The organism is Amycolatopsis sp. NPDC051903, from assembly GCF_044452505.1.
Taxonomy (GTDB): domain Bacteria; phylum Actinomycetota; class Actinomycetes; order Mycobacteriales; family Pseudonocardiaceae; genus Amycolatopsis.
In genome coordinates this window covers 569,062-586,024 of the sequence record NZ_JBITBT010000002.1, presented here as the reverse complement: position 1 = coordinate 586,024, position 16,963 = coordinate 569,062, and the positions used below count along the sequence as shown (strand labels likewise).

Annotated in this window: 16 protein-coding genes; 8 read left to right on the top strand and 8 right to left on the bottom strand. The window is 73.2% G+C overall.

What is annotated here, in order from left to right:
* Positions 1-5: 5 nt before the first annotated feature.
* Positions 6-941: a LysR family transcriptional regulator gene (locus tag ACIA77_RS06920; protein ID WP_395884838.1), complete on the top strand. Its 936-nt coding sequence runs from the start codon at positions 6-8 to the stop codon at positions 939-941.
* 3 nt (positions 942-944) lie between these two features.
* Here ACIA77_RS06920 and ACIA77_RS06915 read toward each other — a convergent pair whose 3' ends face one another.
* Genes ACIA77_RS06915 through ACIA77_RS06880 form a run of 8 tightly spaced genes read right to left on the bottom strand, consistent with a single transcriptional unit; the run spans position 945 to position 9,218 of the window.
* On the bottom strand, positions 945-1,742 hold the full coding sequence (locus ACIA77_RS06915) for an alpha/beta fold hydrolase (protein WP_395884837.1): 798 nt from the start codon (positions 1,740-1,742) through the stop codon (positions 945-947).
* 8 nt (positions 1,743-1,750) lie between these two features.
* Positions 1,751-2,962, bottom strand: a complete 1,212-nt coding sequence (locus ACIA77_RS06910) for a cytochrome P450 (protein WP_395884836.1) — start codon at positions 2,960-2,962, stop codon at positions 1,751-1,753.
* A 3-nt stretch (positions 2,963-2,965) separates the two neighbouring features.
* Positions 2,966-5,107 (bottom strand): AMP-binding protein, encoded by a 2,142-nt coding sequence (locus ACIA77_RS06905; RefSeq protein WP_395884835.1) that lies wholly within the window; start codon positions 5,105-5,107, stop codon positions 2,966-2,968.
* Positions 5,104-5,838, bottom strand: coding sequence for a thioesterase II family protein (locus ACIA77_RS06900; protein WP_395884834.1), 735 nt, complete (start codon positions 5,836-5,838; stop codon positions 5,104-5,106). Before ACIA77_RS06900 ends, ACIA77_RS06905 begins: the two co-directional genes overlap by 4 nt.
* Positions 5,835-7,073, bottom strand: a complete 1,239-nt coding sequence (locus ACIA77_RS06895; protein WP_395884833.1) for a cytochrome P450 — start codon at positions 7,071-7,073, stop codon at positions 5,835-5,837. Before ACIA77_RS06895 ends, ACIA77_RS06900 begins: the two co-directional genes overlap by 4 nt.
* Complete coding sequence (locus tag ACIA77_RS06890) at positions 7,070-7,942, bottom strand: class I SAM-dependent methyltransferase (protein ID WP_395884832.1); 873 nt, start codon at positions 7,940-7,942, stop codon at positions 7,070-7,072. The genes ACIA77_RS06895 and ACIA77_RS06890 overlap by 4 nt, the downstream gene beginning before the upstream one ends.
* Complete coding sequence (locus ACIA77_RS06885) at positions 7,939-8,199, bottom strand: acyl carrier protein (protein ID WP_395884831.1); 261 nt, start codon at positions 8,197-8,199, stop codon at positions 7,939-7,941. Before ACIA77_RS06885 ends, ACIA77_RS06890 begins: the two co-directional genes overlap by 4 nt.
* An 11-nt stretch (positions 8,200-8,210) precedes the next feature.
* Entirely contained in the window at positions 8,211-9,218 is a 1,008-nt protein-coding gene (locus ACIA77_RS06880) for an acyl-CoA desaturase (RefSeq protein WP_395884830.1), read from the bottom strand.
* Positions 9,219-9,335: 117 nt separating this feature from the next.
* Between ACIA77_RS06880 and ACIA77_RS06875 the strand changes: the two genes are divergently transcribed.
* The 7 genes from ACIA77_RS06875 to ACIA77_RS06845 all read left to right on the top strand — a co-directional run bounded on the left by ACIA77_RS06875 (position 9,336) and on the right by ACIA77_RS06845 (position 16,955).
* Positions 9,336-9,857 (top strand): YiiD C-terminal domain-containing protein, encoded by a 522-nt coding sequence (locus tag ACIA77_RS06875; RefSeq protein ID WP_395884829.1) that lies wholly within the window; start codon positions 9,336-9,338, stop codon positions 9,855-9,857.
* Entirely contained in the window at positions 9,857-10,729 is an 873-nt protein-coding gene (locus tag ACIA77_RS06870) for an alpha/beta fold hydrolase (protein WP_395884828.1), read from the top strand. The genes ACIA77_RS06875 and ACIA77_RS06870 overlap by 1 nt, the downstream gene beginning before the upstream one ends.
* Before the next feature lie 93 nt (positions 10,730-10,822).
* On the top strand, positions 10,823-11,755 hold the full coding sequence (locus ACIA77_RS06865) for a LysR family transcriptional regulator (protein ID WP_395884827.1): 933 nt from the start codon (positions 10,823-10,825) through the stop codon (positions 11,753-11,755).
* Positions 11,756-11,807: 52 nt separating this feature from the next.
* Positions 11,808-13,382, top strand: a complete 1,575-nt coding sequence (locus tag ACIA77_RS06860; RefSeq protein ID WP_395884826.1) for a PfaD family polyunsaturated fatty acid/polyketide biosynthesis protein — start codon at positions 11,808-11,810, stop codon at positions 13,380-13,382.
* The gene (accD, locus tag ACIA77_RS06855) at positions 13,379-15,118 is read left to right on the top strand and encodes an acetyl-CoA carboxylase, carboxyltransferase subunit beta (protein WP_395884825.1); all 1,740 of its coding nucleotides are present in this window, start codon (positions 13,379-13,381) and stop codon (positions 15,116-15,118) included. The genes ACIA77_RS06860 and accD overlap by 4 nt, the downstream gene beginning before the upstream one ends.
* Positions 15,115-15,621: an acetyl-CoA carboxylase biotin carboxyl carrier protein gene (locus ACIA77_RS06850; protein WP_395884824.1), complete on the top strand. Its 507-nt coding sequence runs from the start codon at positions 15,115-15,117 to the stop codon at positions 15,619-15,621. Before accD ends, ACIA77_RS06850 begins: the two co-directional genes overlap by 4 nt.
* On the top strand, positions 15,618-16,955 hold the full coding sequence (locus ACIA77_RS06845) for an acetyl/propionyl/methylcrotonyl-CoA carboxylase subunit alpha (RefSeq protein WP_395884823.1): 1,338 nt from the start codon (positions 15,618-15,620) through the stop codon (positions 16,953-16,955). Before ACIA77_RS06850 ends, ACIA77_RS06845 begins: the two co-directional genes overlap by 4 nt.
* The last annotated feature ends 8 nt before the right edge of the window (positions 16,956-16,963 follow it).

The window sequence follows — 16,963 nt, the reverse complement described above, 5'->3', positions numbered from 1 at the left end:
GGAAGATGGAGTTCAGACATCTGGAGGGTTTTCTCGCGGTCGCCGAGGAGCTGCACTTCGGGCGGGCCGCGGCGAGACTGCACCGGACGCAGCCGTCGCTGAGCCAGCAGCTGCAGCGGCTCGAACGCACGCTCGACGTCCAGCTGGTGGATCGCACGTCGCACGAGGTCCGGCTGACGTCGGCGGGGCGCGCCTTCGAGGTCGAGGCGCGCGCGATCATGGCGCAGGCGGAAAAGGCCGCGCACTCCGCGCGCGAGGCCGCCGCGGGCCGCACGGGCACGGTCCGCGTCGGGTACAACTTCCCCGCCGGGCAGCACATCCTGCCCCCGACGATGGCGCGCATGCACCTCGAGCACCCCGAGCTGACGGTCCGGCTCGAGGAGAAGCGCACGGGCTCGCAGCTGGCCGCGCTCGCCGACGGTGAGCTCGACGTCGCGCTCGTGTACGGGCACCCGGTCACCAGCGACTTCCGGTACCGGCGCCTGCTGAGCCTGCCGATGATCGCCGTCGTCGGGCAGGGCCACAAGTGGGTGGGCCGGCCGGGGGTCCCGTTCGCGGAGGTGGGCCGCCAGGCCTGCATCCTGTTCTCCCGCGACAATTGCCCGGCGATGTACGACGCGATCATGACGGCGGCCGAGCGCGCGGGGGTGCGGCTCAACGTGGCCCACGTCGTGGACGACCCCGTCGCCACGGGCATCCTCGTCTCCGTGAAGCCGCTGGTCGGGTTCGCGTCGGTGTCGCGCGGGCTCTTCGGCGGCGCGACGGCGGGCGGCATGCGGCCCGCGTGGGTGCAGCTCTACGACCCGGTGCCGATGATCGACCTGTACGTCGTGTGGCGCGACGGCGAGGAGCCCCACGGCCCGAGATCGGCCTTCCTCGACTGCCTCGACGCCGCCGGGCCGTTCCAGGTCCCCGCGCGGCCCGAAGCGCGCATCGCGTAGCGCTCAGGCGAAGAACTCCTCCAGCAGCCCGGTGATCGCCGCGGGCCGCTCGAGGCTGCTGCTGTGCCCGCAGTCGGGCAGGACGTGCAGCTCGGCGCCCGGGATGCGGGCGGCGAGCTCCCCGGCCTCGGCCGGCGGGGTCGCGACGTCGTCGGCACCCACGATCACCAGCGTCTTCGCGGTGATCCCCGCCAGCTCCGCCGTGACCGGCACGCGCCGGCTCACCCCCAGCACGGCCTGGCGCAAGCCGCCCCGGTCGACGCGGACCAGGCGGCTCACCCACTCGTCGACGAGCCGGCGCGAGGCCGGATCGGCGAGGAACGCCGGGCCGAACAGGATCGGCTTCACCCGGCCCAGTACCGCTCGGATCCCGGTCAGCTGCTGCACCCGGGCGAGCAGCTCGTTGCGCCGCGACTTCGCCGGCTCCTCACCTCGCGCGGTGGTGTCGAGCACCACGAGCGAACGCACCAGTTCGGGGTGGCGCGCGGCGAGCCGCAGCCCGACGAACCCGCCCATCGACAGCCCGACCCAGTGCACCGGCGCCACGCCGAGCTCCCGGATCAGGGCGACGGCGTCGGCGGTCAGCGTGTCCATGTCGTAGCCGCCCGGGGCGGGCGGGCTGTCGCCCTGGCCGCGCCAGTCGACCGTCACGCAGCGGTAGCGGTCGCGCAGCGCCGCCACTTGCGGGTGGAACATCCAGCCGCTGAACAGCAGGCCGTGGCCGAACACGATCACGGGGACGTCCGGCGTGCGGGTGTCGGTGTAGGCGATCGTGGCGCCGTCGCGCTCGAAGGTCGGCATGCTCACTCCTAGCGCACCGCGACCGGCAGCTCGGCCGGGCCGCGCACGTTGATCCGGCCGTTCCACCGCACGCCCTCGAGCTCGGGCGCGGCGAACCGCCGGGTGAACCGTTCGAAGGCGACCCGGGCCTCGAGCCGGGCCAGTGCCGCGCCGACGCAGTGGTGCACGCCGGCGCCGAAGGAGACGTTGCGGTGCGCGCCTTCGCGGTCGACCCGCAGCTCGTCCGCGTCGGCGCCCCAGAACTCCGGGTCGCGGTTGGCCGCGGCCAGGCAGGCGACCACCCAGCTGCCCGAGGGGATCACCGAGCCGCGCACCCGCACCGGCTCGAGCGTGATCCGCCGCATCAGGTGCACCGGGGTGTCGTAGCGGACGAGTTCTTCGACGGCGTTGGCCGCGAGCCCCGGCTCACCGCGCAGCAGCGCGTACTGCCCGGGGTGGCGCAGCAGCGCGAGGAGCCCGCCCGCGATGAGGTTGACGGTGGTCTCGTGGCCCGCGACGTAGAGGAACGCGACCTGCGCGACGAGTTCGTCCTCGCTCAGCACGTCGCCGTCGTCCTCGGCGGCGAGCAGTGCGGTGAACAGGTCGTCGTCGGACCGCCCGCGTTTCCACGCCACCAGTTCGGCGACCATCGCCTCCAGCTCGCGGCTCGCCGCGCGCGTGCGCGCCTGCAGATCGGGGCTGGCGAGCGGTTCCAGCCCGAGCGCGAGCGCGCCGGTCAGCTCCCGCAGCCGGTCGTGGTCGGCTCGCGGGATCCCGAGCAGTTCGGAGATCACGGTGAACGGCAGCGGGAACGCCAGTTCGGCCACCACGTCCGCGCGGCCGGCGTCGGCGATCCGGTCGAGCGCGTCGTCGACGAGCGCGGTGATCCGCGGTTCCAGCGCCTCGACCGCGCGCCGGGTGAACGCCTGCGTGACCAGCCGGCGAAGCCGCGTGTGGTCGGGCGGGTCGCGGTCGAGCAGCGCGAGCCCGCGCATCATCCGGTTCTCCTTGCCGAGCGTGCCGGAGTCGCTCTTCCAGCTCGGCAGCTTAGCGAGGTGCTGCTCGTCGACGGAGTGCCCGTCGCGCTGCAGCCGGGCCACGTCGTCGTAGCGGGACAGCAGCCAGAACCCGAGGGGGTGCTCGTGCGCGGGCGCTTGGTTCCGCAGCTCGGCGTAGTGCGGATAGGGGTCCTCGGCGAACCCGTCGGCGAACAGGTCGAAGACGTACGCGCTGCCGGTCACGGGTCAGCCCTGCGGCAGCTTGACGTTGCGCATGGTCACCAGCGCCGTGGCGCAGAGGGTCTCCTCGTCCCCGGCGACCGAGAACAGGTCCGCCGCCGCGACCGTCATCGTGGTCCCGGCCTTGACGACGCGCCCGCGCGCGATCACCTTCTCGCCTTTGGCGGGCGCGACGAGCTTGACGGTGTAGTCGACGGTCATGTTGACCCACCCGGCCGGCAGCAGCGTGCCGGCGGCGGACCCGGCGGCGAAGTCGGCGAGCGAACCGAGCACGCCGCCCTGGAAGAACCCGTTGTGCTGCGAGAGCTCCTCGCGCCACGGCTGGACGATCTCGACCTCACCCCGCTCGATCCGGCCGAAGGCGAACCCGAGGTGCTTCGCGGCGGGCATGCTCAGCACCACGGCGGTCACCGCCTGGGCGAAGTCGGGGTTGAGCTCGGTCATCTTCGGCGTCCTCTCGGGGTCGGGCGGCCACCGGGCGAAACTCCCGGCGAGGTGACGGGTCCTGGCTTCGGCGCGTTTCAGCTTGCCGCTGCTCGTCTTCGGCAGCTCGCCGTGCCGGGTCAGCACGAGTGCGCCCAGGGCCAGGTCGTGCTCGCGCGTGACGGCGGCGCGGATCGCGCCGGTGACCTCGGCCGGGTCGGCGTCGTGGCGGTGCTCGCGCCGGATCTCCGCGACGACCACGACCTTCTCGGTGTCACCGCCGGGCACGGCGAACGCGGCGACGGCCCCGGGCCGCACGGCGGGGTGCGCCGCCTCGACGGTGTGCTCGACGTCGTGCGGGTAGTGGTTGCGGCCGCGGACGATGATCAGGTCCTTGATGCGGCCCACGACGTGCAGCTCCTCGCCGGCGAAGACACCGAGGTCGCCCGTGCGCAGGAACTCGCGGTCCGAGCCGGCGCACCGGGCCCGGAACGTCTCCTCGGTCGCCTCGGACCGTTTCCAATAGCCCTGCGCCACGTGGTCGCCGGCCACCCAGATCTCGCCCACCTCGCCGGGGGCGCAGCCGGTCCGCGTGCCGGGCGCCACGATCCGCACCTCTTCGCCGGGCAGGACCGTGCCGGAGCCGGCGAGCTCACGGCCGCCGGCCTGCTCGGCGAGCCGGCCGTGGCCGAGCTCCCCGGGATCGGCGGCCAGCGTGCGCGGGCCGCGGTCCTTGCGGCTGCCGGTGACGATCAGGGTCGCCTCGGCCAGCCCGTAACACGGGTAGAACGCGGAGGCGGCGAACCCGGCCGGGCCGAACGTCGCGCTGAACCGGCTCAGCGTCTCCGGCCGGATCGGCTCGGCGCCGTTGAACGCGACCCGCCAGCAGCTGAGGTCGAGATCCGCCGGCACGCCGGTGCGGGCCGCCTGCGCCACGCACGCGTCGTAGGCGAAGTTCGGGCCGCCGCTGGTGTGCGCGCGGTAGCGGGAGATCGTCGAGAGCCACAGCGCGGGACGGCGGATGAACGCACCCGGGGGCATGAGGATGCTCGTGGCTCCGACGTACAGCGGCTGCAGCACGTTGCCGATCAAGCCCTGGTCGTGGAAGAACGGTGCCCAGCCGACCACAGTGGACTCCGCGTCGTGGCCGAAACCGTGGCGGATCATCGCCTGGTTGGCCACGAGGTTCCCGTGGGCGACCATCACGCCCTTGGGCTGCGAGGTCGACCCGGACGTGTACTGCAAGAACGCCAGCGAGTCCGGGGTCGCTTCGAACGGCGTGAACTGCGCGTCCGGCACCTCGTCGACGGCGAGCCACGCGAGGCCGCCGACCAGGCTGTCCACTTCGGACTTCATCGCGGCGAGCCCGGTCAGCCCGGAAAGCGTGAGCGCGGCGGCCGGTTCGCAGTCGCGCACGACACTTCGGGTGGCTTCCTGCACCCGGTTGCGCCGCGGCGGGTTCACGGGGACGGCGACGACCCCGGCGTAGAGGCAGCCGAAGTAGGCGACGATGAAGTCCAGGCACTGCGGGAACAGCAGGAGCGCGCGGTCACCCGGTGCGCAGTGCCGCGCCAGTCCGGCCGCGACGGCGAGCGCGCGCTTGTGCAGCGTGGCGTAAGTCAGCTCCGCGGTTTCGGCCCCGTCCTCGTCGACGAAGACGTAGGCCCGCCGGTCCGGCTCGCCGGCGGCGCGGGTGCGCAGGATGTCGGGCAGCAGCGTGCTCACTCCAGTGCCTCCGTGATCCGCGTCGCAAGGGCCGCGCGGTGGTGCTGGTGGAAGAAGTGGCCGCCGCCGAACGCGTGGCTCGCGAACGGCCCGGTGGTCACCGCCCGCCACGCCGCGACCTGGTCCGCGTCGACGATGGGGTCTTCCGTTCCGGCGAACGCGGTCACCGGGCAGCGCAGCCGGGGGCCGGGTTCGTGGGTGTAGTCCTCCGACAGCGCCAGGTCGGCGCGGATGAGCGGGAACGCGTAGCGCCGGAAGGTGGCGCTGGCCTGGGTCGCGCCGGTCATGCCGAGATCCGCGAGCGCGGCCGCGAACCGGGCTTCGGGCAACCGGTGGATCGGTGCCGTGCGGGCGGCCAGCTGCGGCGCCCGGCGGCCGGAGACGAACAGGTGCGCCGGCTCCCGGCCGGCCGCCCCGAGCGCGCGGGCGAGTTCGAACGCGAGCAGCGCGCCCATGCTGTGCCCGTACAGCGCGATCGACGCGCCGCCGAGGGCGAGGACCTGGGGGAGCAGCCCGGAGACGGCGTCGTCCAGCCGGCGCAGCGGCGGCTGCCCGGCGGCGTCTTCGCGGCCGGGCAGCTGGACGCGCACGGTCGTGATGCCGGGCCCGAACAGCTCGGGCCAGCGTGCGAACGACGCGGCGCCGGCCCCGGCGTGCGGCAGGCACAGCAGGAGCGTGCCGGCAGCCGGGCCCGCCCACCGCAGCCACGGTGGGTTCGCGACCGCGGTCACCGGGTCGCCCCGAACGACAGCGGCAGGCTCCGCGGGCCGCGGACGATGAAGCTGTGGTCCTGGTACTCGACCTCGGCGCCATCGAAGTCCAGGTCGAGGTCCAGCCGCTCGGTGCGCCGCAGCAGCTGCTCGACGGCGACCTCCGCCTGCAGTTCCGCGAGCAGGCCGCCGAGACAGCCGTGCATGCCGTGGCCGAACGCCAGGTGCCCGTGCGCGTCGCGGGTCACGTCGAACTCGTCCGGCCGGGCGAACACTTCCGGATCACGGTTGGCCGACCCGAGGCAGAGCAGCACCTGGTCGCCTTCGCGCACGAGCTCCCCGCCGACCTCGACGTCGCGGGTCGCCAGGCGTTTGGTGAGCTGCAGCGGGCAGTCGTAGCGCAGCATCTCCTGCACCGCGGCGGGCACCAGCTCCGGGCGCGCCCGCAGCAGCGCGGCCTGCTCCGGATGCCGCGCGAGGGCGTGGAACCCGTTGCCGAGCAACGACTTCGTGGTCTCGTTGCCGGCGACGAAGCACATCAAGCAGACGAAGATCAGCTCCTCGTCGGCGAGCCGGTCACCGCCGCCGGTCTCGGTGGCCAGCAGGCGGCTGATCAGGTCGTCACCCGGGTTCGCGCGGCGGTGCACCAGCACTTCGCCCAGGGCCGCGACGAAGTCCTCCACCACGGCGCAGACGTGCGCGAAGTCGTCGCCGCGCAGCAAGCCGGGTTCGAGCAGGAACCGCACGTCGTGAGTCCAGTGCCCGACGTGTTCGCGCAGCCCGGCCGGCAGCGCCATCCACTCGGACAGGACGGTGACCGGCAGCGGTGCCGAGAACGCTTCGATCACGTCCGCCCGCCCAGTGGGCAGCGCGCGGTCGAGCAGTTCTCCGGCGACCTTCTCCACGAGCGGCCGCAGGGCCGCGACGGCCTGGGCGGTGAACACGCGGTTCACGAGTCCGCGCAGCCGCGCGTGATCGGGGTTGTCGGTGAACACCAGTGATTTTCGGCCGAGCCGTTCGATCCGCGCCACGTCGGCGTCGGACACCCGGCCGGCCTGCTTGCGCACGAGCTGCGGGATCAGGTCGGCGCTGAACGTGCGGTCGCGCAGCACCGCCTGCACGTCGGCGTGGCGCGTGAGCACCCACGTGCCCAGTGTCTTGTGCACGGGCCGGTGTTCGCGCAGCCGGCGGTACTGCGGGTACGGGTCGGCGCGGAACTCCGCGCCGAGCGGGGTGAACCGGATCGTCGCGCTCATCGAGTGAAGTGCCCGTCGCCGTAGGGGGCGAGCACGAGCCGCAGCAGCCCGATCTTGCCCATGCGGAAGCCGACCGCGGAGAGCTTGAGGTAACGCTCGTAGCGAGCGACGACCTCGGGCCCGACCAGTGCGATGGCTTCGGCGCGGCGGGCGCGCAGCCGCTGGGCCCACTGCCCGCACGTCCACGCGTAGTCGAGCCGGCCGTTGTGCAGGGTCCGCACCTCGAACAGCCCTTCGGCGGCGGCGGTGATCTCCGCGAGCGTCGGGAGGTCCGCGTCGGGGAAGATCTCCTGCTGCATGAACGCGCTGGCGTCCGCGGGCGACATCGACGCGTACGCGATCGTCTGCAGCGACAGGACTCCGCCGGGGGTGAGCCAGTCGCGGCACCGGCTGAAGAAGTCCCGGTACACCCGGATCTTCTCGGCCGGCGACTCGTCGGGCCGGGCGAAGTGCTCGAACGCGCCGATCGAGATGATGCCGTCGAACCGCTCGGCCGGCTCGTAGTCCGTCCAGCTCTCCAGCCGCACGTCGGCCCCGGGGTAGCTGCGGGCGGCCACGAACGCCGCCTGCCGTTCGCTCAAAGTCAGGCCGACCGCGCGGGGCACGTGGTGTTCCTCGGTGGCGCGCCGCAGGATCGAGCCCCAGCCGCAGCCGATGTCGAGCACGCTTCGGGCTCGCGCGGCGCCGATCGCGTCGAGGTGGAACGCGAGCTTGCGCTCCTGGGCGGTGTCGAGCGTGTCACCGGCGCCGGCGCGCAGCGCGCACGAGTAGGTCAGCGAGGCGTCGAGGAAGAGCTCGAAGAACTCGTTGCCGACGTCGTAGTGGTGGCGGATGGCCTCCGCGGCCCGCTCGCTCGTCCCGGTGCTCACGGTGCGACGCGCTGCTGCAGCTGCTCGTGCAGGTACGCGGCGACCGCGCGCAGGGTCGGGTTGTCGAACAGCGTCTCGGGCGGCAGATCCACGTCGTAGTGCTCCTCGACCTCCGTCAGCAGCGCCACGGCGATCGCCGAATCGATGCCGAGGTGGTCGAAGTCGGCATCGGGGTCGACGGAGTCCACGGCGATCTCCAGCAGATCGGCCACGTACCGCCGGCAGAACCGGAGGATCGCGTCTTCACTGGTGTCCACTTCGGTCGTCCTCACGCTCGGGTGGCCGTGGCCACGGGGATCCGTTTGGCGGCGCGCCGGTCGGCGGCCGGGACCTTCACGTCCCAGACCAGCCCGCAGGCGGCCAGCAGCCTGATGAGCCAGAAACCGGGGTCGAGCCGGTACCAGTCGAGCCCGAAGGACGGCGAGTCCGGGAACGCGTGGTGGTTGTTGTGCCACGCCTCGCCCAGGGTGATCAAGGCGAAGATCCCGCCGTTACGGCTGTTTTCGCGGGACTCGTAGGGCCGGGTGCCGAACATGTGCAGGAAGGAGTTGATGGCCCAGACGATGTGCTCCAGCAGGAAGATCCGCACCAGCCCGCCCCAGAGCAGGCCGCTCACCGCGCCGGTCCAGCTCCAGGTCACCAGGCCGCCGGAGAGCGCGGGGAGGAGCAGCCCGAGCACGACCCAGTAGTAGTACAGGCGCGCTACGCGCACCAGCGGTTGGTTGCGCAGCAGGTCCGGGGCGTAGTGGACGATGTTGGGGTACTCGTGGCGGCGCATCCACAGGAAGTGCGAGTGCGCGAGGCCCTTGAGCCGGCCGGTGAACCCCGAGCCGGAAAGGTTCGGCGAGTGCGGGTCACCTTCGCGGTCGCTGCACTCGTGGTGGCGGCGGTGCAGTGCGACCCACGAGATCACGGCGCCCTGCCCGGCCATCGAACCGAGCACGGCGAGCACGACGGTCACGGACCGCGCGGCCTTGAACGTGCGGTGCGTGAACAGCCGGTGGTACCCGACCGTCACGGCCAGTCCGGTCAGCAGCCACATCACGAACAGCAGCACCACATCGGTGAGCCCGAGCGGGCGCACCGCGAGGAACGCGAGCGCGGCGGCGGTGCCGACGATCGGCAGGATGTCGAACAACAGGAAGTGGCGGCGCTGCAGCTTGTGCAGATACGGGCTGCTCAGCACTTTCCGGCGCGGCCCCGGGCGTTCGGAAACACCGCTCGGGTCGGGGAACTCTTCGTCAGGCGAAACGGGGGTGAGTTCTTCGGCGGACACGGGCCGAGGCTAATCACGGGGTGGCCACCGATGGCCGGTCGAGACGGGAGCGCATTGGCCCGATTGGTTTTGGTTATCGCGCGCCACCCGTGCGGGCAATCGTGCGGGACTGGGGCCATGACAACTGAGCTGAAGGCCCCTGCGGGCTTCGGAGCCGTGTTCGCCGCGATCGACCCGGACAACCCGGACTACGCACTCCTGCAGCGCATCGTCAGCGGCCTCATCCCGTTCGGCGCGCACGCCGGGGTCGAGGTCGCCGAGCTCGGCCCGAACCGCGCCGTCGTCGAGATCCCCGACGAACCGCACCTGGGCAACCACCTGCGCACCGTGCACGCCGGCGCGCTGTTCCTCGCCGCCGACGTCGCCGGCGCGTGCGCGTTCGTGGGCGCCATGGCGACCCGGCTTTCCGCCATCGGCTCGTTCGTGCTGCGCGATTCGCGCATCGCGTTCCGCAAGCCGGCCACCGGCCTGATCCGCGCGGTCGGCACGATCGAGCACGACGACGTCGAAATGCTGCTGGCGGCCCGGGGCGAGCAGCGCCTCGACGTCGACGGCCGGGCCCTGCTCTACGACGAGGCGGGCACCCTGGTGGGCAAGGTCCAGCTCGACTACGTCTGCACGCTCGTGCAGGAGGCGTGATGCCGGCCGAAGCGCCCGCCGGGCTCGAGCCGAGCACGGTCACCACGCCGGACGGGGCGCAGCTCGCGCTGCGAGTGCTGGCGCACTCCGACCCGGCCGCGCCGGTCGCGCTGATCCTGCCCGCGATGGCGATCAAGGCGAAGTTCTACCTGCCGCTGGTCAAGGCGCTGCACGCCGCGGGCCTCACCGCGGCCGTCGCCGACCTGCGCGCGCAGGGCGACAGCACGCCGAAACTGGGCGAGGGCCGGGGATTCGGCTACCGCGAACTGCTCGAAGTGGACCTGCCGGCCGTGACGGCCGAGCTGCGCAGCCGCTTCCCGCAGGCGCCGCTGCACCTGTTCGGGCACAGCGTCGGCGGTCAGCTCGCCCTGCTGCACGCCGCCGCCGAGCCCGACGGCATCGCCAGCGTGACGACCATCGGCACCGGATCCGTCTACTGGCGGTCCTTCCCCTCGCGGCGGCGGCTCTCGATCCTCGCCACCACGCAGTGGGTGGGCCTCGTGTGCCGCGTGCGCGGGAACTGGCCCGGCGGCGGCGGGATCGGCCCGATGACCGGCGGCGTGATGGCCGACTGGGTGCGCCACGCGCGCACCGGCCGCTACCGCCCGCGCGGCAGCTCCCGCGACTACGACCGGCTGCTCGCCGAGCTGGCCCTACCGCTCCTCGTGATCTCGCTGGACCAGGACCCGCTCGGTCCCGAGTCGACGGTGCGGTTCCTGTGCCGCCGGATGCCGGCCGCGGACCTGACGCGCTGGCACGTCGACGCCTCCTCCGGGCTCAAGCACCTCGGGCACGCGTCCTGGGTCAAGGACAGCGATCTCGTCGGCCCCGCGGTGGCCGCCTGGCTCACCTCGGGCAAGCAGCCCGAGTGAGCTGAGCCACAGACGCCTGGGTTCCAGGTGCGGTTCACGGCGCGTTCGCCTTGGCGGACGAGGATGACATCACCACAGGGGGCGGAGGTGGTGATGGAGTACCGGCACGTGCTGGCCTTCCTGGCGATCGCGGACGAGCTGCACTTCGGCCGCGCCGCCGCCAAACTGCACCTCACCCAGCCGTCGCTGAGCCAGCAGTTGCAGCGCCTCGAACGCACCCTCGGGGTCGAACTCGTCGCGCGCACCACCCACGAAGTGCGGCTGACCCGCGCCGGGGAAGCCTTCGAAATCGAGTCGCGTGAGCTCGTCCGCCAGGTCGAACAGGCGCGGCGATCGGCGCGCGAGGCGGCCGCCGGGCGTTCGGGCACGATCCGCGTCGGCTACAACTTCCCGGCCGCGCAGCACGTCCTGCCGTCGGTGATGGAGAAGATGCAGGCCGACTTCCCCGAAGTCGCGGTGGTGCTCGAGGAGAAGCGCACCGGACCGCAGCTGCAGGCGCTCGAGAGCGGTGCGCTGGACGTGGCGCTCGTGTACGGGCGCCCGGCCACCTCGAAGTTCCGGTACCGGCGGCTGCTGCGGCAGTCGCTCGTCGCCGTGGTGCGCCAGCGGCACAAGTGGGCCGGCCGGCCCGGCGTGCCCTTCGCTGAGCTGGCCGGGCAGCCGTGCGTGCTGTTCGAACGCGATCTGTGCCCGGCGATGTACGACGCGATCGTCCGCGCGGCCGACCAGGCGGGGATCGGGCTCGACGTCGCCCACGAGATCGACCACCCCGCCACGACCGAAATCCTGGTGACCGCGAAATCGCTCGTGGGTTTCGCGTCGGTTTCGCGCGCGATGCTCGCCGGCGCGGTCGCGGGTGGCGCGCGCACGGTTCCGGTTCCCCTTTACGATCCCGTGCCGACCGTCGATCTCTACGTGGTGTGGCGCGACAACCAGGACGAGGGGATGAGCACTTCTTTTCTGGAGTGCCTCGACGCGGTGGGACCGTTTTCCAGCCCGCCATTACGCAAGTCAATCAGGTCATGAGTTCCGGCCGGAGCGCGTTGACCCGTTGCTCCGGTGCCCGAAGAATTGTGGTGTGAGCACACCAACCTTGCCGAATGTGGCCAGGGACGAGGAATCGATCTACCACCAATTGTCCACAGTGGATTCTCCGGTGTTCGTGGTGCGCGACGAACGGGGGATCGCGCTGACCCCCGACGCGGAGCTCGCCCGGCGCGCGAAGGTGCTCGCGGCGGCACCGGCCGTGCGCCCGGACGCGCTGGGGGACCCGGAATTCCGCAAGGCGCACGGCGTCGGCCACGCCTACCACGCCGGCGCGATGGCCAACGGCATCGCTTCGGCGCAGCTGGTGATCGCGATGGCCCGGGCGGGCTTCCTGGCGTCGTTCGGCGCCGCCGGCGTGCTGCCGGCGAAGCTCGACGAAGCGCTCGCCGCGATCCGCCGGGACGCACCCGGCCGGCCGTACGCCTGCAACCTGATCCACAGTCCGAGCGAACCCGCGCTCGAACGCGCGACGGTCGACGCCTGCCTGCGCCACGAGACCCGCTGCGTCGAAGCGTCGGCGTTCCTCGACCTCACCGCCGAGGTCGTGCGCTACCGCGTCGCCGGGCTCGAGCGCGACGCGAGCGGTCGCGTCGTGGCCCGCAACCGCGTGATCGCCAAGGTGTCGCGCGCCGAGGTCGCGGAGAAGTTCCTGCGCCCGGCACCGGCCGCGCTGGTGCGGGCGGCGCAGGAGTCCGGCGCGATCACCGCGGAGCAGGCGCAGTGGGCCGCGCGGGTCCCCATGGCCGACGACATCACGGCCGAGGCCGACTCCGGCGGCCACACCGACCGGCGCCCGCTGGTCGTGCTCCTGCCCGCGCTGCTCGCCCTGCGCGACCGCGTGACCCGCGAACTCGGGTACGCGGTGCCGGTCCGCATCGGCGCGGCCGGCGGGATCGGCACGCCGGCCGCCGCGTCGGCCGCGTTCGCGATGGGGGCCGCCTACGTGGTCACCGGCTCGATCAACCAGGCCTCGGTCGAGGCCGACCAGTCCGACGCGGTGAAGAAGCTGCTCGCCGCGGCCGGAGTCGCCGACACGGAGATGGCGCCGTCGTCGGACATGTTCGAGCTCGGGGTCGACGTGCAGGTCCTCAAGCGCGGCACCATGTTCCCCGCCCGCGCCCGCCGGCTCTACGACACGTACCGCTCGGCTGCCGGTCTCGACGCGATCCCCGCGGCCGAGCGCGCGGAGCTGGAGCAGAAGGTGTTCCAGCGCTCGTTCGACGACGTCTGGGACGACTGCGTGCGCTACTTCACCGAGCGCGACCCGGAGCAGCTCGACCGCGCCGAGGGCAACCCGAAGCGGCGGATGGCGCTGGTCTTCCGCTGGTACCTCGGGCGTTCTTCGGGCTGGAGCATGGCCGCGGCGCCCGGGCGGGCGGCCGATTACCAGATCTGGTGCGGTCCGGCGATGGGCGCGTTCAACGAGTGGGCCGGTGGCACGTACCTCGCCGCGCCGGGGCACCGGCACGTCGCGGAGCTCGCCACCCAGATCATGCGCGGCGCCGCGTTCGCGGCCCGCGTCAGCCAGCTGCGCGCCGCCGGGGTCCGCCTGCCGGCGCGCTGCGCCACGTACGTTCCGGTCCCGCTGGGGGAGGCAACCCGATGACCGTGACCCAGGAGCTCGACCACGACGGACTTGCACCGGCCTGGCTGTTGTGCGGCGGCTGCCGGAAGATGGTGTACGGCAAGCGGTTCGCCCGCGCCGGGCGCGTGTGCCCGGAGTGCGGCCACCACGCCGCGCTGACCGCGGCCGAGCGGCTCGACGCGCTGCTGGACCCGGGTTCGGCCCAGCCGCTGGAACTCGTGGTGTCCGACAGCGACCCGCTCGGCTTCACCGACACCCGCCCGTATGCCGAGCGGCTCGTCGACGCGCGGGATCGCACCGGCCTGATCGAGGCGGTGCTGTGCGCCCGCGGCCGCGTCGACGGCACCCCGGTGGTCGTCGCGGCGATGGACTTCCGGTTCCTCGGCGGCAGCCTCGGCTCCGCCGTGGGCGAGGCGATCACCGGCGCGTGCGAGGTGGCGCTCGCCGAGCGCACGCCACTGCTGCTGGTCACCGCCTCCGGTGGCGCCCGCATGCAGGAAGGCGTGCTGTCGCTCATGCAGATGGCCAAGACCAGCCAGGCACTCGGCCAGCTCGACGAAGCGGGACTGCTCACCGTCTCGCTGGTGACCGACCCGACCTTCGGCGGCGTCGCCGCGTCGTTCGCCACCTCGACCGACCTGATCATCGCGGAACCCGCCGCCCGCCTCGGGTTCGCGGGGCCGCGCGTGATCGAGCAGACGATCAAGCAGACCCTGCCCGCCGGCTTCCAGACCGCGGAGTTCCTGCTGGAGCACGGCATCGTCGACCTGATCCGCCCGCGCGCCGCGCTGCGGGCCACGCTCGGCCGGCTGCTGGCGATCGCGACCCGCCGGCCCGAGCGCGTGCCGCCGGTGCAGCGCCCGGGACCCGGCGCGCTGATCACCGACCCGCAGCGGCTGCCGGAGCGCTCGGCGTGGGAGTGCGTGCGCGCGGCGCGCAAGCTCGACCGGCCCACGACCCTGGACTACGCCTCGCTGCTGCTGGAGGACTTCCACGAACTGCACGGCGATCGCCTGTCCGAGGACTGCCCCGCGCTGGTGGCGGGGCTCGGGCGTTTCGAGGGCCGGCCGGTCGCGCTCATCGGCACGCAGAAGGGCCACACGGCCGACGAACTGGCGCGGCGCAACTACGGGATGCCGAACCCGGCCGGCTACCGCAAGGCCGCACGGGTCATGCGGCTCGCGGCCAAGCTGGGGCTGCCGGTCGTCACGCTGATCGACACCGCGGGCGCGTATCCCGGCATCGAGGCCGAACGCCGCGGGCAAGCCGTGGCGATCGCGGAGAACCTCAAGCTGATGGCCGGCCTGCCGGTCCCCGTCGTCGCCGTGGTGACGGGCGAGGGCGGCAGCGGCGGCGCGCTCGCGCTGGCCTTCGCCGACGAGGTCCTGATGGCGGAGAACGCCGTGTACTCCGTGATCAGCGCCGAAGGCTGCGCCGCGATCCTGTGGAAGGACCCGGCGGCCGCGCCGAAGGCCGCCGAGGCGCTGCGCGTGGACGCGCGGTCGTTGCTGGCGCAGGGCGTGATCGACGGTGTGGTGCCCGAGCCCGAGGGCGGCGCCGGTGCCGATCACGTGCGGGCCGCCGCCGCGCTGCGGGCGGCGCTGGCCGAAAGCCTCGCGCGGCTCGTGCCGCTGGACCAGATGAACCTCGTGACGCGCCGCCGGGCCCGGTTCCGGGCCTTCGGCGCGGACAGCTCGGTGCTGCTCGACGACGCGCCGCACCCCACCAGAACGGACGACTCGGAGAGGGCCCGGTGACCACGACCGTGAACGGGAGCGCGAACGTCTTCGCGCCGCAAGACGTCGACCAGGTGGTGACCGCGTTGCGCGAGCAGGTCCTCGCGCTGTGCGCGGCCTCGGCGCGCCACCCCGGCGCCGTCCGGGTCAGCGCACAAGGGGTGGTGGTGGAGGTCGAATGGCCGGCCACGACCGGTCCCGCTGCGCCGGCGATGGTGCCGGTGCCGGTGCCAGTGCCGGTTGCCGCGCCCGGCGAAACGACGCCCGAGCCCGCGGCCGGGACGGTGCCGGTCTGCGCGGCGACGGTCGGCACGTTCTACCGCGCACCCGAGCCGGGTGCGAAACCGTTCGTGAGCGAGGGCGACACGATCACCACCGGCACGCAGGTCGGGATCATCGAGGCGATGAAGCTGATGATCCCCGTCGAAGCGGACCGCGGCGGCCGGATCGTCGAGTTCCGCGTCGAGGACGGCACGCCCGTCGAGCACGGGCAGCCGTTGCTGGTGCTGGAACCGGCGCCGTGATCGGGTCGCTCCTGGTGGCCAACCGCGGCGAGATCGCGGTGCGGGTGATCCGCACGTGCGCCGAACTGGGGATCCGGTCGGTCGTGGTGCACTCCAGCGCCGACCGCGACTCCACGGCGGTGCGGCTCGCCGACGAGGCGGTGCAGATCGGGCCGCCCGCGGTCAAGGACAGCTACCTCAACATCCCCGCCGTGATCGAGGCGGCGCGCGGCCGGGCCGTCGACGCGATCCACCCCGGTTACGGCTTCCTGTCAGAGAACGCCGACTTCGCCGAGGTCTGCGAGGCCGAGGGCATCACGTTCGTCGGCCCGCCGGCGAAGGTCATGGCGCAGCTGGGCGACAAGTCCAGCGCCCGCTCGCTCATGGCCGGCGCCGGGCTGCCGCTGCTGCCCGGCAGCCGCGACCCGCTGGGCGCGGCCGAAGCGGCGGCGCTGGCCGGCGAGATCGGGTACCCGGTGATCGTCAAGGCCGTCGCCGGGGGCGGCGGCCGCGGCATGGCCGTGGTGCGGTCCGCCGCCGAATTCCCGCGGGCGTGGGCGCAGACGCGGGCCGCCGCGCAGGCCGTGTTCGGCGACGGGCGGCTGTACGTCGAGCGCTACCTCGATTCGGCGCGGCACGTGGAGATCCAGGTGCTCGCCGACCGGCACGGCGCGGTCGTGCACCTCGGCGCGCGCGACTGCTCGCTGCAGCGCCGGCACCAGAAGCTCGTGGAGGAATCTCCGGCGCCGCTGCTGCCGCCGGAGCTGATCGAGGAGATGGGCGCCGCGGCCGTGCGCGGCGCCGAGGCCGCCGGGTACGTCGGCGCCGGGACGTTCGAGTTCCTCGTCGACGCGGACCGGCGGTTCTTCTTCATGGAGGTCAACTGCCGCCTGCAGGTCGAGCACCCGGTGACCGAGGCCGTGACGGGCCTCGACCTCGTGCGCGAGCAGCTGCGCGTCGCGGCGGGCGAGCCGCTCGGGTTCACCCAGGGCGACGTCCGCCTCACCGGGGCGGCCCTCGAATGCCGCGTCAACGCCGAGGACCCGGCCCGCGATTTCGCGCCCGCGCCGGGCGTGCTCGACGAGTGCCGGTTGCCGGCGGGCCCGTTCACGCGGGTCGACACCCACGCCTTCCCGGGTTACCGCGTGCCCGCGCTGTACGACTCCTTGCTGGCCAAGGTGATCGTGTGGGCGCCGGACCGCGACGCGGCGATCGCGCGCATGCGGCGCGCGCTCGGCGAGGTCGAGGTGCGCGGCCCGGGCGTCGCCACGACCGCGGAATTCCTGCGCGACGTGCTCGACCACCCGCGTTTCCGCGCGGCCGGGCACGACACGGCGTTCGTCGAATCACTCTGAGCCCCGGG